The organism is Roseomonas gilardii (genome assembly GCF_001941945.1).
In the GTDB taxonomy this organism is placed as follows: domain Bacteria; phylum Pseudomonadota; class Alphaproteobacteria; order Acetobacterales; family Acetobacteraceae; genus Roseomonas.
On record NZ_CP015583.1, the window covers coordinates 1889913 to 1905219 of the forward strand.

12 protein-coding genes are annotated in these 15307 nt (G+C 71.2%); 8 read left to right on the top strand and 4 right to left on the bottom strand.

Annotation, left to right across the window (positions count from 1 at the left end; translation table 11 throughout):
• Window positions 1–75: 75 nt before the first annotated feature.
• Together mfd and RGI145_RS08570 are read right to left on the bottom strand one after the other, a co-directional pair.
• A complete protein-coding gene (gene mfd / locus RGI145_RS08565) occupies window positions 76–3543 on the bottom strand; it encodes a transcription-repair coupling factor (protein ID WP_075798021.1) in 3468 nt (1155 codons plus the stop codon).
• Window positions 3540–3899 (bottom strand): succinate dehydrogenase assembly factor 2, encoded by a 360-nt coding sequence (locus tag RGI145_RS08570; protein ID WP_237183248.1) that lies wholly within the window; start codon window positions 3897–3899, stop codon window positions 3540–3542. Before RGI145_RS08570 ends, mfd begins: the two co-directional genes overlap by 4 nt.
• Window positions 3900–4020: 121 nt before the next feature.
• Here RGI145_RS08570 and recG point away from each other — a divergent pair, with 121 nt between their 5' ends.
• The gene (gene recG / locus RGI145_RS08575) at window positions 4021–6108 is read left to right on the top strand and encodes an ATP-dependent DNA helicase RecG (protein ID WP_075798023.1); all 2088 of its coding nucleotides are present in this window, start codon (window positions 4021–4023) and stop codon (window positions 6106–6108) included.
• A gap of 16 nt (window positions 6109–6124) precedes the next feature.
• Here recG and RGI145_RS08580 read toward each other — a convergent pair whose 3' ends face one another.
• Window positions 6125–7759 carry a M10 family metallopeptidase gene (locus RGI145_RS08580; protein WP_075798024.1) on the bottom strand — a complete coding sequence of 545 codons (1635 nt, stop codon included), beginning with the start codon at window positions 7757–7759 and terminating at the stop codon, window positions 6125–6127.
• Window positions 7760–8031: 272 nt separating this feature from the next.
• On the opposite strand from RGI145_RS08580, the gene RGI145_RS08585 reads away from it, so the two are divergent.
• From RGI145_RS08585 to RGI145_RS08615, 7 genes are all read left to right on the top strand, one after another.
• Window positions 8032–8265 (top strand): hypothetical protein, encoded by a 234-nt coding sequence (locus RGI145_RS08585; RefSeq protein ID WP_027281000.1) that lies wholly within the window; start codon window positions 8032–8034, stop codon window positions 8263–8265.
• A 120-nt stretch (window positions 8266–8385) separates the two neighbouring features.
• Window positions 8386–9147: an ABC transporter ATP-binding protein gene (locus RGI145_RS08590; protein WP_075798025.1), complete on the top strand. Its 762-nt coding sequence runs from the start codon at window positions 8386–8388 to the stop codon at window positions 9145–9147.
• Window positions 9147–9878, top strand: coding sequence for an ABC transporter permease (locus RGI145_RS08595; RefSeq protein WP_075798026.1), 732 nt, complete (start codon window positions 9147–9149; stop codon window positions 9876–9878). Before RGI145_RS08590 ends, RGI145_RS08595 begins: the two co-directional genes overlap by 1 nt.
• A 5-nt stretch (window positions 9879–9883) precedes the next feature.
• Complete coding sequence (locus RGI145_RS08600; RefSeq protein ID WP_075798027.1) at window positions 9884–11857, top strand: Gldg family protein; 1974 nt, start codon at window positions 9884–9886, stop codon at window positions 11855–11857.
• A gap of 11 nt (window positions 11858–11868) precedes the next feature.
• Window positions 11869–12936, top strand: coding sequence for a DUF4340 domain-containing protein (locus RGI145_RS08605; RefSeq protein WP_075798028.1), 1068 nt, complete (start codon window positions 11869–11871; stop codon window positions 12934–12936).
• On the top strand, window positions 12933–13382 hold the full coding sequence (locus RGI145_RS08610; RefSeq protein ID WP_075798029.1) for an NUDIX hydrolase: 450 nt from the start codon (window positions 12933–12935) through the stop codon (window positions 13380–13382). The genes RGI145_RS08605 and RGI145_RS08610 overlap by 4 nt, the downstream gene beginning before the upstream one ends.
• Before the next feature lie 64 nt (window positions 13383–13446).
• On the top strand, window positions 13447–14274 hold the full coding sequence (locus RGI145_RS08615; protein WP_075798030.1) for a hypothetical protein: 828 nt from the start codon (window positions 13447–13449) through the stop codon (window positions 14272–14274).
• Between the two features lie 12 nt (window positions 14275–14286).
• Here RGI145_RS08615 and msrP read toward each other — a convergent pair whose 3' ends face one another.
• Window positions 14287–15231 (bottom strand): protein-methionine-sulfoxide reductase catalytic subunit MsrP, encoded by a 945-nt coding sequence (gene msrP, locus RGI145_RS08620; protein WP_075798031.1) that lies wholly within the window; start codon window positions 15229–15231, stop codon window positions 14287–14289.
• Between the last annotated feature and the right edge of the window lie 76 nt (window positions 15232–15307).

Below are 15307 nucleotides of genomic sequence, written 5' to 3' on the forward strand. Positions count from 1 at the left end.
GCACCCCCAGCCTTGGCACCCCCAGCGCCTCCGCCCCGGGGCGTCGCGCGGTCGGCGATCGCGGCATGGCTGGCCTCAGGCGGGCCGGATCTCCTCCAGCACGCGGACCAGGGCGCCCAGGATGCTCCTGGCGGCCTTCACCCGGGCCGGCAGGTCCATCTCCCGCACCAGGGCCAGCTTGTGGTCGGGCCTCAGCTTCACGGTGCTCTTCTGCGAGGCGACCCAGTTCACCAACCCGGCCGGGTTGTCGAAGCGGTTCCGGCGGAAGGCCAGGACCACGCCCTTGGGCCCGGCATCCAGCTTCTCCACCCCTGCTTCCCGGCAGAGGCGCTTGATGGACACGACCTGGAGCAGGTTCTCCACCTCCGGCGGCAGGGCCCCGAAGCGGTCCACCAGCTCGGCCGCCATCGCCTCGATTTCCGCCTCGGAGGCCAGGGTGCCGATGCGGCGGTAGAGGCCGAGCCGGACCGGCAGGTCGCGCACATAGGCATCGGGGATCAGAACCGGCAGGCCGAGATTGATGTTCGGAGTCCAGTCGGTGTCCTCCTCCCCGTCCCGCCGCCGCTTGCCCTTGGCGCGGTTGCGGACGTCCTGCACCGCATCCTCCAGCATCTGCTGGTAGAGCTCGATGCCGACCTCGCGGATCTGGCCCGACTGCTCCTGCCCCAGGAGGTTGCCCGCCCCCCGGATGTCGAGGTCGTGACTCGCCAGGGTGAAGCCCGCGCCGAGATTGTCCAGCGTCTGCATCACCTCCAGCCGCTTCTGCGAGGCGGCGGAAAGGCGGTGCGCCGGCGGCCAGGTGAGATAGGCATAGCCCCGGTGCTTGCCGCGCCCGACCCGGCCGCGGAGCTGGTAGAGCTGCGCCAGCCCGAACATGTCGGCGCGGTGGATCACCAGCGTGTTCACCGCCGGCATGTCCAGCCCGCTCTCCACGATGTTGGTGGCCAGCAGGATGTCGTGCTTGCCGTCGCCGAACTCGGTCATCACCCGTTCCAGCTCGGTGGCGGAAAGGCGGCCATGCGCCTCCACCACCCGGGCCTCGGGCACGATCTCGCGCAGCCGCTCCGCCAGCTTGGGCAGGTCCTCCAGGCGTGGGGCCACGCAGAAGACCTGCCCGCCGCGGAAGCGCTCGCGCTGGATGGCCTCGCGGATCACCACGCTGTCGAAGGGGGCGATGAAGGTCCGTACCGCCAGCCGGTCCACTGGCGGCGTGGCGATCACGCTCATCTCCCGCACGCCGGAAAGGGCGAGCTGCAACGTGCGCGGGATCGGGGTCGCGGTCAGCGTCAGCATGTGGACGTCGGTCTTGAGCGCCTTCAGCCGCTCCTTGTGGGCGACGCCGAAATGCTGCTCCTCGTCCACGATGACGAGGCCGAGATCGGCGAACTCGACCCCTTTGGCGAGCAGCGCATGGGTGCCGATCACGATGTTGACCGTGCCGTCCTTCAGCCCGGCCCGCGCCTGCGCCGCCTCCTTCGTCGTGGCCAGGCGCGAGAGCTGCGCCACCTTCACCGGCAGCCCCTCGAAGCGCCGGGCGAAGGTGCGGAAATGCTGCCGCGCCAGCAGGGTCGTCGGCACCACCACCGCGACCTGAGCCCCGGTCATCGCCACCAGGAAGGCCGCGCGCAACGCCACCTCGGTCTTGCCGAAGCCCACATCGCCGCAGATCAGCCGGTCCATCGGCCGGCCAGAGGCAAGGTCCTCGACCACGTCGCCGATGGCGCGCTGCTGGTCCTCGGTCTCGGCGAAGGGGAAGCGGGCACAGAACTCGTCCCAGGCCCCCTCGGGCGGGACGGCGGCCCTGCCCTCCTGCACCTGCCGCTCGGCGGCGGTGCGGATCAGCTCGGCCGCCATGTCGCGGATGCGCTGCTTCGCCTTGGCCTTGCGGTTCTGCCAGGAGGCGCCGCCCAGCTTGTCCAGTGCCACGCCGGCGGTCTCGGAGCCGAAGCGGGTCAGGACCTCGATGTTCTCGACCGGCAGGAAAAGCCGGTCATTGCCGTCGTAGATCAGCCGCAGGCAGTCATGCGGGGCGCCGTTGACCTCGATGGTCACCAGACCGTCATAGCGGCCGATGCCATGGTCCGCATGCACCACGAGGTCGCCCTCGGCGATCTCGGTGGCATCGGCGATGAACTGGTCGGCGCGCTTGCGCCGGCGCGGCGGGCGGGCGATGCGCTCGCCCAGCAGGTCCTGCTCGCCGGTCAGCGCGATGCCGTCGGCGGTGAAGCCGCGCTCCACCCCCAGGATGGCCAGCGCCACCACTCCCTTGGGCAGGCGCTGCGCCGAGGGCCAGTTGCCGGTCGTCTCGGCCGCCACGCCATTCTCGCGCAGCAGGTTCGCCAGCCGCTCCCGCGAGCCTCGGGTCCAGGCGGCGAGCACGGCACGGCGCCCCTGCGCCGCCATGGCCTCGGCATGCTCCTTGTAGGCGGTGAAGACATTGCCGCCGGAGGTCCGCACATCGCTGAACAGCTTGCCCGGCCGCCCGCCGGCATCGGGGCCACTCTCGGCGGCGAAGGGCGAGAAATGCGCCAGCGTGCCGCGCGAAAGCATGCGGTTCCAGCCGGCGCGGTCCAGGTAGAGCTTGCGCGGCGGCGCCGGGCGATAGGGCTGCTCGCCCTCCCGCGGCGGCAGGCGGCGGGCCTCGTAATGGTCCTGGATCATCTCCAGCCGGGCATCGAGGACATCCTCGGCCTGGTGGTCGAGGCTCACCTGCGTGCCCGGCGGCAGGTAGTCCAGGAGCGTCGCCATGCTCTCGTGGAACAGCCCGGCCCAGTGCTCCATGCCCGGATGGCGCCGACCGGCGGAGACGGAGACGTAGAGCGGGTCGTCGGTCGCGGCCATGCCGAAGAGGTCGAGATAGCCGGCCCGGAACTGCGCGATCGAATCCGGGTCGAGGAAGACCTCGCCCACCGGGCGGATCAAAAGCTCCGTCAGTGCCTCGGCGGAACGCTGGGTCTCGGGGTCGAAGCGGCGCAGCCCCTCGATCTCGTCGCCGAACAGGTCCAGCCGCACCGGGCCGGGCTCGCCCGCCGGGTAGAGGTCCACGATGCCGCCGCGCACCGCGTATTCGCCGGGCTCCATGACTGTGCCGGTGCGGCCGTAGCCATTGGCCTCCAGGAAGGCGGTCAGCCGCTCCGGCTCGACCCGCCCGCCCTTCTTCAGCTGCAGCGTGGCACCCTCGAAGACCTCGCGGGGCGGCACCTTCTGCACCAGGGCATTGACGGTGGTCAGCAGGACGCGGGGCTTCCCGCCCGGCTCCAGCAGCCGCGCCAGCGTGGCGACCCGCTCGGCCAGGATCTCCGGATTGGGCGAGACGCGGTCATAGGGAAGGCAGTCCCAGGCCGGGAAGCGCAGCACCTCGACATCCGGGGCGAAGAAGCCCAGTGCCTCGGCCATCCGCATCATCCGCGCATCGTCGCGGCAGGCATGGAGGATAGGCCGGTCGCTTTCCGCCCTCTGACGGGCGAGCAGGAGCGCGTCGAAACCTTCCGGCGCGCCATGGACGGTGGCGCCGACGACCTGCCGCTCCGCCGTCACGCTCAAGAGCGGCCCCCCTCCCCTTGGCCTGCCTCTTGGCCGAGCCCGCCGCGCATCTCGGCGGTCATGCCGGCGCCGCTCACGGCACATTCCCGGGCCATGCGCTCCAGCATCGGGGTCCGGACCTCCTCCGGGATCGGCCGGCGGCCGCTCAGCCAGTCCTGCATGTCCACGTCCAGGTGCTCCAGCACCCCCTCCAGATCGTCCAGTTCGGCCTCGCTGAAGCTGGCGATGTTCCGCAGCACGAAGTGGCCGACCATCAGGTCGGTTTCCTTGGTGCCGCGATGCCACGCGCGGAAGACCAGGCGCTTGCGGCGCGGGTCGAGTTCGGCGGGTGGCGGGGTGTCGGGGGTCTCGGACATCAGGAACATACCGGTCGGTTGGGCGCCGGAAACCGCCGGGAAAAGGCCCGGAGGGCACGGCATGGGCGACCAAGGGTTCGCCCTTCGTTCGATCACTGCCATATAGAGGCCGACTCCCGCCATGTCAGCCCAGCCGCCCCACGAGCCCCCGCCCCCGCTGCTCGCTCCCCTCGACACGCTGCCCGCGGCCCAGCCCAAGGCGCCCCGCCTGGCGGAGGCGGTGGGCGGGTCGCGGCTGATCGACCTGCTCTTCCACCTGCCCGAGCGGTACGTGGACCGGCGGCGCGTGACCTCGCTGGCCGAGGCGAATGACGGCGACGTGGCAACGCTCGCCATCCAGGTGACCGCCATCTCCGCCCCCGGCAGCCCATCCCGCCCCTGGGTGCTGCGGGCGCGCTGCGAGGATTCGGTGCTGGAGATCGCCTGGTTCATCCGGGCACGCTGGGTCGGCCCCTGGCTGCACCGGACCTTCCCGGAGGATTCCGTGCGCACCGTCTCCGGGCGGGTCCGCCGCTACGGCAACCGCTGGCAGATGGAGCCGCCGGATTTCGTCAACCCGCCCGACGAGATCCCCGCCCTGCAGCCGATCTGGCCGCTGGTGAAGGGCCTCGCCGCCAAGGATGTGGCGAAGGCCATGGAAGCCGCCCTGCCGCTGCTGGCCGAGGTGCGGGACTGGGCCGATCCGGTGATCCTGAAGCGGCGCCGCTGGCCGGGTTTCTCCGAGGCCGTCCAGGCCCTCCAGGCGCCGGAGCGCATCCCCGGCCCGGAACCGCTGGACCGGCTGGCCTATGACGAGCTCCTGGCCGGTCAGATCGCCATCGGGCTGGTGCGCCGGGCCGCCCAGACCCGGCCCGGCCGGGTGCTGACCGGCGATGGCGCGTTGCGGGAGAAGGCGCTCGCGGCCTTCGGCCACCCGCCCACCGGCGCCCAGCGCCAGGCCATTGCCGAGATCGACGCCGACCTCGCCGCGCCCCGCCGGATGCTGCGGCTGCTCCAGGGCGATGTCGGCTCCGGCAAGACCCTGGTGGCGCTGATGGCTATGCTGCGCGCCGTGGAGGCCGGCACCCAGGCCGCCATCATGGCGCCCACCGAGATCCTGGCGCGGCAGCACCTCCGCACCTTCTCCCGCCTCGCCGGGGCGGCGGGGGTACAGGTGGCGCTGCTGGCCGGCAGCGTGAAGGGCAAGGAGCGGTCCCGCGTCCTGCTCGGCCTGGCCAGCGGCTCCATCCCCCTGGTGGTCGGCACCCATGCGCTGTTCCAGGAGAAGGTGGCCTTCCGCGACCTGGGCCTCGTCGTGGTGGACGAGCAGCACCGCTTCGGCGTGGCGCAGCGCCTCGCCCTGGCCGGCAAGGGAGAGGACACGGACATGCTGGTGATGACCGCCACCCCGATCCCGCGCACCCTGCTGCTGACCCAGTGGGGGGAGATGGCGGTCTCCCGCCTCGCCGAACGCCCGGCCGGGCGCAAGCCGATCATGACGCGCATCATCTCCCGCGAGCGGCGGGAGGAGGTGGTGGCGGCGCTGCGCCGCGCCTTCGCGAAGGGGGACCGGGCGTACTGGGTGGTCCGCGCCGTGGAGGAAGGCGAGCATCACGACAACGTCGCCGCCGAGACCACCTATGCCACGCTGCGCGAGATCTTCGGCGAGGAGGTCCGCCTCGCCCACGGCGCCCAGGCGCTGGACGTGCGGGAGGCGGCGCTGCGCGACTTCGCCTCCGGGCAGGCGAAGCTGCTGGTGGCCACCACCGTGGTCGAGGTGGGCGTGGACGTGCCCGAGGCCACGATCATGATCATCGAGCAGGCGGAGCGCTTCGGCCTTGCCGCCCTGCACCAGCTCCGGGGCCGGGTCGGGCGCGGCGAGGCGCAGTCCTACTGCCTCCTGCTGCCCTCCTCAGACCTCGTGGACGGGGAGAAGCGCCGCCTCACCGTGCTGCGCGACACGGAGGATGGCTTCGTCATCGCGGACGAAGACCTGAACCACCGTGGCGGCGGCGACGCCCTGGGCACGCGGCAGGCGGGGCAGATGGGGCGCCGCATGGTCGATCCGCAGCGCCACGGCAGCCTCGTCCGCATGGCGCACCAGGATGCCACGCTGCTGCTGGAGCGCGACCCCAGCCTGGATCGCACCGAGCGCGGGCGGGCCGTGGCGCGGTGGCTGATGCCCTTCTTCGGCCACGACGTGACGCTGGAGCGCCTTGCTGCCGGATAGCAGCACCGGACAGAGGTCAGAGCAGGTCGTGGTCCCAGCCCGCCTGATGGGCCAGGAAGGCCCAGGAGTCCTGCCCATGTCCATGTCCGGAGCCGGGATCGGCACAGGCCGGCGTCACGTCCTCCGCCGAAAGGAGATAGGCGCCCACCTCGTCGCCGGGCCCATGCACGGCGATGTCGTAGCTGCCGGACCAGCGCGCGGTGAAGGCGATTTGCACCCCATCGCCGCAGGCATCCGTGTCGGCGCGCAGGACGTCACCATGGGCGCCGAGCAGTTCCATCGCGCCACCGGGCAGGCCGCTCTCTCCCTCGCCGCTCGTCAGCGTGAAGACATAGCGGTGGCCGCGCTCCAGCCCGACCGCGAAGACATCCACATCCCCGGCCGTCCCGACATGGCCGCTCGCGGTGCCGCCGACCGCCAACTGGCCCAGCGGCAGGCCCATGTCGCAGGGCGTGTCGCGGTAGTCGTCGGGCGGGATCAGCAGGGCAGCGATGCCGAAGAGCAGGTCAGCGCCGAGGAATCGCACCTGTTCCGCGTTCAGGATGTGGTCGGTGACACCCAGACTCGTCACGGTGAAATCCGCCGCGCTGCCGGCGAAGAGATAGTCGCCAGGCAACCCGTCCAGCAGCAGCGTGTCCGTGCCCAGCCCGCCATCCAGCGTGTTCGACGCCTGGTTGCCGTGCATCGAATCGTCGCCCGAACCGCAGACGGCGTTCTCGATCAGAGCCCGCATGTCGCCATCCGGCAGCAGGGCATTGGCGATGTTGCCGACCGCCTGATGCCCGAGGCCGAGCTGGGCAAGCTGGTCCGCCGCGGTCACCGTCCACTCGCCCGGGCGCAGGTCCACGGACACGCCCTGCGTATAGGCGGAAAGGTCGTAGGTGTCGTGGCCGCCGCCGTCCCAGACGGTCATGAAGACCCGGTTCGCGACGGGCGCCGTCTGGGCGATGCCGTCGATGGAAAGCTGCCCACTCGCCGGGTCCCAGTGATAGACCGTGTCGCCGGCGCGGGTCGTGAAATTGGCGCCGTATATGTGCTGCAGGGCCGCGATGTCGTAGAGCATCGGCGTCTGCGCATAGCCGGAATACTCGTTGTAGTAGTAGCTGCCATCGGCGCCCGGATAGCTCCGGTAGGTCATCACCGAGTATTCCATCGAATCATGCGCCGGCGTCATCGCGCCGAAGACCGTGGTTTCCTGCCCGTGCTTCAGGCCGAGCGCGTGGCCGATCTCATGGATGAACGCATGATAGGCGTAGGTTCCCGGCACGGGATAGCTGAACGTGCCGTCGTTCCGGTACCAGGTGTCGCCGCCGGTATCCACCGTGCTGGGATAGTAGCCCCAGGCCGTGGGCGTCGCCGAGGTCATGGCGAAGCGCAGATCCGCATGCTGCGTGGCCGTCTCGGCCAGTTCCGTGAAGCCCAGATTGGCGATGCCGGCATAAAGGCCGAGGATCTCCCGCGCCATCGCCTGCTGCTGCACGTTCAGGGGCAGGAAGCCCAGGCTGGGCTCGCCGCTGCCATAGGACGTGCCGTAGAAGGCCGGGTCGGTGGGAAAGCTGTAGCTCAGCTGGCCCGTGGCCCATTGCCGGCCGATGAACAGGGCATCCGTGTCCTGGACACCTGTGGCCGTGGTCGTGACGATTCCAGGCATCGAGCGATCAACCTCCCCCTTGCCGTCCCGTATCCCGCGACCCTGCCTGTGCCTTGGGGCACCGGCCGGGAATCAGGGATCTGGGACCGCCAGGGGGATCATGCGGTGCGGCGGCGGGATAGACGATTCGAGATCGAATCAAGATTCCGTGGCGGCTCCCAGAGGCGCCGGGCCGGGGCGCCGAGCCGGGGCGCCGGCCCGGACCCTGGCGGCCCCGTTCCTTTCCGCCTATCCACCTCCCGCAGCAGAGAGATCAGGACAGGGGTTCCCGCGTGAAGCAGGCCTATGCCACCACCGTCGCCTTCAACGTGACGGACCCGGACTCGCCCACCGGCGAGGAGGTCCAGCGCTTCTCCCTTTCCATCGTCATCGAGACCAATCCGAAGCGGGCCGAGCAGCGGGCGGCACAGAACGTGATGCGACAGGAACAGGGGGCGCGCATCCGCAACGTCCTGGTCCTGCCGCTGGACATCGCCCGCATCCAGGCGGAACTGGCCCGGCCCTGAGCGCCCAGGCCCCCTGGTAACATCGTCACAATCCGAGACCGAGGGAGGGCGCCCCCGGCTCTTGCGCTCGCGACGCCGCGCACTAAACCCGGCGGCCACGAGTGGATTGAGGACGGGCCCTTGTCGAGCGATACCACCGCGCTGATCGAGATCGACCGGCTGACCAAGAGTTTCGGTGGCTTCACCGCCGTGAACGACGTCTCTTTCGATGTCGGACGGGGTGAGGTGGTGGGCTTCCTCGGCCCCAACGGCGCCGGCAAGTCCACCACCATGAAGATGCTGGCCGGCTTCGTGACGCCCAGCGCCGGCACCGCCCGCATCCTGGGCGAGGACGTGGTGGACCGCCCGGTGCAGGCCAAGCGCCACCTGGGCTTCCTGCCCGAGGGCGCCCCTACCTATCCCGAGATGACCGTCACCGGCTTCCTGCGCTTCATCGCCCGGGTGCGCGGCTATTCCGGTGCCGAGGCGCGGGAGCGCGTGGCGCGGGCGATGAGCCTGACGACGCTGGAGGGCGTGCGCCTGCAGCCGATCGAGACGCTTTCCAAGGGCTTCAAGCGCCGCGTCGGACTGGCCCAGGCGCTGCTGCACGATCCGCCGGTCCTGGTGCTGGACGAGCCGACCGACGGGCTCGACCCGAACCAGAAGCGCGAGGTGCGGGACCTGCTCACCCGCATGGCGCCGGACAAGGCCATCGTCATCTCCACCCATCTGCTGGAGGAGGTCTCGGCCATCTGCACCCGCGCCGTGGTGATCGCGCGCGGCCGCGTGGTGGCGGACGAGACGCCCGCCCAGCTCGCCGCGCGGGGGCCGGACCTCGACACCGTCTTCCGCGACCTGACCATGGAACGCCCCTTGACGCAGCCCGAAGCCGAGGCCGCCTGATGCGCAACACACTCGCCGTCGCCCGGCGCGAGCTGACGGGCTATTTCGCCACGCCGGTCGCCTATGTCTTCATCGTCATCTTCCTCGTGCTCTCCGGCGCGCTGACCTTCACCCTCGGCGGCTTCTTCGACCGCGGCGTGGCCGATCTCTCGCCCTTCTTCCAGTTCGTCCCCTGGCTCTTCCTCTTCCTCGTCCCGGCGCTGACCATGCGCCTCTGGGCGGAGGAACGGCGGCTGGGCACGATCGAGCTGCTGCTCACCCTGCCGATCGCGCAGTGGCAGGCGGTGCTGGGCAAGTTCCTCGCCGCCTGGGCCTTCTGCGCCATCGCCCTGGCCCTGACCTTCCCGCTGGTCATCACCGTCAACATCCTGGGCTCCCCCGACAACGGCGTGATCGCCACGGGCTATCTCGGCTGCCTGCTGGTGGCCGGGGCCTATCTGGCGGTGGGCGCGGCGGTCTCGGCGCTGACCAAGAACCAGGTGATCGCCTTCGTGCTCGCCGTCGCGGTCTGCTTCCTCTTCGCCGTGGCGGGCTCGCCCGTGCTGGGTGCCTTCCTCGACCGCAACATCCCCGTGCTCTCCGACATCGCGCGCGGCCTCTCGGTCACGGAACGGCTCCAGGCCTTCTCGCGCGGCGTCGTCTCCGCGCGCGACCTCGTCTTCTTCGCGACCTTCACCGGCTTCTGGCTCTTCGCGAATGCCGTGGCCGTGGACAACCGCAAGGCCGATTGACCCCCGTGAGCGACACGACCACCTCCCCTCGCGGCCCCCGCCCCGCCCGCAACCGCCTCTGGGTCGCGCTCCTGGCGCTGCTCGCGGCGCTGGGCCTCGCCATCGGGCTCAACCTGCTTTCCGACCGGCTGCTGCCGCGCGCCCGGCTCGATCTGACGCAGCAGCATCTCTACACGCTCAGCACCGGCACCCGCGGCGTGCTGGCCGGGCTCAGGGACCCGATCACGCTGCGCCTCTTCTATTCCCGCCGCCTCGGCGCCACGGTGCCGCTCTATGGCGCCTATCACGACCGGGTCTGGGAGATGCTGCAGGAATACGTGGCGCTCTCCCACGGCAAGCTGCGGCTGGAGACCTTCGACCCGGAGCCCTTCAGCGAGACCGAGGACCGCGCCGTCGCCTATGGCCTCCAGGGCGTGCCCGTGGACCAGTCCGGGGAGCAGGTCTATTTCGGCCTCTCCGGCTCCAACCTGCTCGACGACGAGCGCAACATCCCCTTCTTCCAGCCGGATCGCGAGCGCTTCCTCGAATACGACCTGACGCGGCTGGTCTATGAGCTGTCCAACCCGGAGCGGCCGGTGGTGGGCGTCATGTCCTCCCTGCCGCTGAACGGCGACCCGCGCGCGATGATGATGCGCGCGGCCGGCGGCGGGCAGCCCTATGCGATCATGAACCAGCTCCGCCAGTTCTTCACCGTGCGCGACGTGCCCACGGACGCGCAGGTGATCGACCCGGCGGTGAAGGTCCTGGTCGTGGCGCAGGCGCAGAACCTCAGCGACGCCACGCTCTATGCCATCGACCAGTTCGTCATGCGCGGCGGGCGGCTGCTGGCCATGACCGACCCGCACAGCGAGAGCCAGCTCAGCCATCCCGGGCCGACCGGGCAGCCGCCGGCCAGCACCGCTTCCAACCTCGACCGGCTCTACAGGGCCTGGGGCATCGAGGCACCGGAGGACAAGGTGGTGCTCGACCTGCGCGGCGCCTGGCGGGTGCGGAACAGCAACCCGAACGACCGGGTGCAGGCGGTGGACTACCTCGCCTGGTTCAACCTCCAGGGCGACAGCCTGGACCGTGGCGATGCCGCGACGGCGGACCTGAACCAGGTGACGGTGGCCTCCGCCGGCGAGGTCCGGAAGGCCCCGGGCGCCAGTATCGACTTCACGCCGCTGCTGACCAGTTCCGGCCAGTCCATGCTGGTGGATGCCGCGAAGGTGCGGCAGGCGCCGGACCCCGCCGCCCTGCTGGCGGGCTTCCAGGCGGATGGGCAGCGGCACGTGATCATGGCCCGGGTCCATGGCCTGCTGCACAGCGCCTTCCCCGACGGGCCGCCCGCACCGTCCCAGGGGGAGCAGCGCCCGGCGGATTTCCCGGCGCATCTGGCCGCGACCCAGGGGCCGGCCAATCTGGTGGTGGCCAATGATTCCGATATCCTGGAGGACCGCTTCTGGGTCCAGACCCAGGATTTCTTCGGCCAGCAGATGGCCACGCCCTTCAGCGACAACGGCGCGCTGATCGGCAACCTGGCGGAAACGCTGGCGGGCGGCGACGCCCTGATCTCGCTGCGCTCCCGCGGCGAATCCCTGCGCCCCTTCACGGTGGTGGAGGACATGCAGGCCCGGGCCGAGGCACGCTACCGCCAGACCGAGCAGGAATTGCAGAACCGGCTCCAGGCCACGGAGCGGCGGCTGCGCGAGCTGCGCCAGGGGACGCAGGGCGGCCCGCAGGCGCCGGGGACGGAGCGCAACGCCGCCCAGGCGGTGATCACCCCCGCCCAGCGCGCCGAGATCGACAAGGCGCGCGAGGAGATCCTGGCGACGCGGCAGCAGCTCCGCGCCGTGCAACTGGAACTGCGGCGGGACATCGAGCGGCTGCAGACCTGGGTGAAGGTCCTGAACATCGCCGCCGTGCCGGTGCTGCTCACTGTCTTCGCCATCGTGCTGGCGGTGCTGCGGTCCCGCCGCCGTGCCTCGGCCCGGGCCTGAGGAGGGACAGGATGAGACGTCGAACCCTGATCGGCCTGGGCGCGGCGGCAGCCGCCTCGATCGGTGCCGCCGTGTTGCTGACCCCGCGGGAGGCCGCGACGCCCGACCCGGACGATGCGCGACTGGCCTTCCCTGGCCTGGCGGAACGCCTCGCCGGGGCCACGAGGATCGAGCTGCGCCACGCCGGCGCCACCATGACCCTGGCCCGGCGCGACCCGGAAACCTGGACCCTGCCGGAGAAGGACGACTACCCCGTGCGCTCCGAGCGCATCCGGGAGCTCCTGGTCGGGCTGACCGAGCTGCGCCTCGTGGAGCGCCGCACCGCCAGCCCGGAACTCTTCGCCCGGCTGGGCGTGGACGATCCGGAGGACAAGGATTCCACCGCCATCCTGGTGCGGGTGCTGGACGCCGCCGGCGTGCCCATCGCCCAGGTGATCGCCGGGCACCGCCGCGTTCGCACCCAGGGCGGGGTGCCCGAGAGCATCTACCTGCGCTTCCCCGGCCAGAACCAGACCTGGCTGGCCGAAGGGCGCCTGCCGGTGGACACCGACCCGCAGCTCTGGATCGACCGGGACATCGCCAACCTGCCGCGCGATCGCGTGCTGCGGGTGCTCGTTTCGCGCGGGGAGGCGCCGCTGGAGTTGCGGCGGGGCGACGCGCCGGACTCGCCGCTTCGCGTCGTGGTGCCCGCCGAGGCGACCGGACTGGACGAGAACGCGGTGAACGACGTGGCGGGCGCCTTCGAGTTCCTGACCTTCAGCGACGTGCTGCCGGAGGCGAAGCTCCAGGCCGATCCGGTGGGCGAGTCGCGCTTTACCCTGACCGACAACCTGGGCATCGCGGTGCGGGTCGGGCTGAACCAGGGGAATGTCTGGATCCGCCTGACCGCCACGGGCGACAGCGAGGCGGTGCGGCTGAACAGCCGCTGGCGCGGCTGGGCCTATCAGGTCGGTGCCTGGAAGGAGAAGGCCCTGGTGCCCCGGATCGAGGATCTGCGCCGCGAGGCGCCCACCCCGCCCCCACCGGGCCAGACGGAGCAGCCCGGGGTACTGCCCCCTGCCCCGCCGGCCAGCCCATGAGCATCCGGGAATACCCGGACCGGCCCTGGGTCGGCATCGGCTGCGTGGTCCTGCGAGGCGAGGATGTGCTGCTCGTCCGGCGCGCCCGCCCGCCGCTCCAGGGAAGCTGGACCATCCCCGGTGGCGCCCAGTCGGTGGGCGAGACGATGGAGGACACCGCGCGGCGCGAGCTGCGCGAGGAGGCCGGGATCGAGGTTGGCCCGCTGTCGATCGCCGTGGCGGTGGACGTGATCGACCGCGACGCGGAGGGCCGCGCCCGCTTCCACTACAGCATCCTCGATTTCTGCGCCCCCTGGCTGTCCGGCGAGCCCGTCCCCGGCGACGATGCCGCCGAGGCGCGCTTCTTCCGGCCGGAGGAGCTGCCGGGCCTCGGGCTCTGGGCCGAGACCCTGCGCGCCATCGAGACCGCCCGCGCGGTGCTGCGGCGGGCGGCGGAGACGGGCTGACCCCCCGTTCCGCCGCGCGGCCCGGGCGTTAGAATACCGGCAAACCGATGGGGAAACCGGGCCCATGAACCGCCGTCAGTTCCTGCCTCTCGCCGGCCTCCTCCTGCCCGGCTCCGCCGCCCTCGCCGCGCCCCGCCGGGAGGCGGCTCCCGCGCCCAAGCCCCTGCCGGTGCTGCCCTCGCTGGATGCCGACGGCAAGTCCAGCCTGACCCCGGAGAAGCGTGCCCTGGTGGAGAAGGTGCGCGCCTCCTGGCGCGCCGCCGATGGCCGCAGCGCGGAGGAGGTCGTGGCATCGCTCGGCGGGATGGTGCGCGGCTTCCGCGCCCTGGGCTTCCGGGCGGAAACCGGGTGGCCCGACCATACCGGGACGGTCGGCTTCCTGGGCGCGCCGGTGCTGGTCACGCTGGTCCTGTCGCATGACAAGGAGGTCGGCTGGCACCTGCAGCCGGACGGGCGCTTCCAGATCGGGCCGGATGTCTTCCAGCTCGGTGCCCTGGCCTATGCGTTGAACTGGCTGCAGGAGGATGAGGATCGGGGCGGCCCCGCCGGAAGGGCGCGGCTGCGCGACCCGAGGAGCCTGGATTTCCTGGAACCCGCCTCCGGAACCTCGCAGGGACGGCGCCTCGGCACGCTGCTCGCCGAAGGTGGCTATGGCATCCGCGACCTTTCGGTGCGCGCGGTGAGCCTGCCCCGTCCGGGCTTCACGGCCGGCTTCACGCTGCGGCCCCCGGCGGGTTCCGCGGCGCAGGGGGCACTGCGGCCCGTCTTCACCCGCCGCGCCGCCGATCTGGAGACCCAGCCCCAGGCTCTGGCCTGGGAGCCCGGCAACGACGATGCGCGGCAACTGGCGCAGCGGCCGCCCGGCGAGTGGCGCTTCACCACGCCGGGGTGAGTGGCGGGGGGCTCAGGTATAGAGCCGCTCGCCCTCCAGCCCCTTGTAGAGATCGGCCACGAACTCGCCATAGCCGTTGAAGATCCGCGTTGGCACGCGCTCGTTGTTGCCCAGCAGGCGTTCCGTGGCCTGGGACCAGCGCGGATGCGGCACCGCCGGGTTCACATTGGCCCAGAAGCCGTACTCGCTGCTCTGGAGCTGTTCCCAGAAGGAGACGGGGCGCTTGTCGGTGAAGGTGACCTTGACCACCGACTTGCCGGACTTGAAGCCGTACTTCCAGGGGAAGAGCACCCGGATCGGCCCGCCATTCTGCGGCGGCAGTGGCTTGCCGTACATGCCGGTGGCGACGAAGCCCAACTCGTTCTGCGCCTCGGCCAGGGTGCAGCCTTCGATATAGGGCCAGGAATACCAGATCTGTCGCAGGCCCGGCATGACGTCCGGCTGCTGCGCCGTTTCCAGGACGAGATACTTCGCCCCGGAGCTTGGCTGGGCGAGGCGGACGAATTCGGACAGGGGAAAGCCCGTCCAGGGCACCGTCATGGCCCAGGTCTCGACGCAGCGGTGCCGCAGCACGCGCTCCTCCATCCGCACCTGCTTCAGCAGGTCCTCCAGCCCGATCTCGCGCGGCTGGGCGACCATGCCCTCGAAGCGGATGCTCCAGGGACTCATCTTCAGCTTCCGGGCCGCCGAGACGACGTCCTTGGAATCCCCGAACTCGTAGTAGTTGTTGTAGGTCGTCGCGTTGCGTTCCGGCGTCGTGGCCCGGCCCGGATCGAAGCGCGGATCACCCGGCGCGGCGGCGCCCTGCGCGGAGGCCGGGGCGTTTCGCAGCAGGCCCAGCCCGGCGGTCAGGCCGCCGCCGATGAGCCCGAGCCCCTTGCGGCGCCCGACCACCAGGGCCTCGGGCGTCGCGGCGCTTTCGGGAAGTTCCCAGCCACGGCGGGTGCGGACGAGCATCGGAAAGCCTCCTGCGACCCGTCTCATCTCCGCATGCAGGGGCGGAACGTCAAGGGCCGTGGCCGAATGATGACCG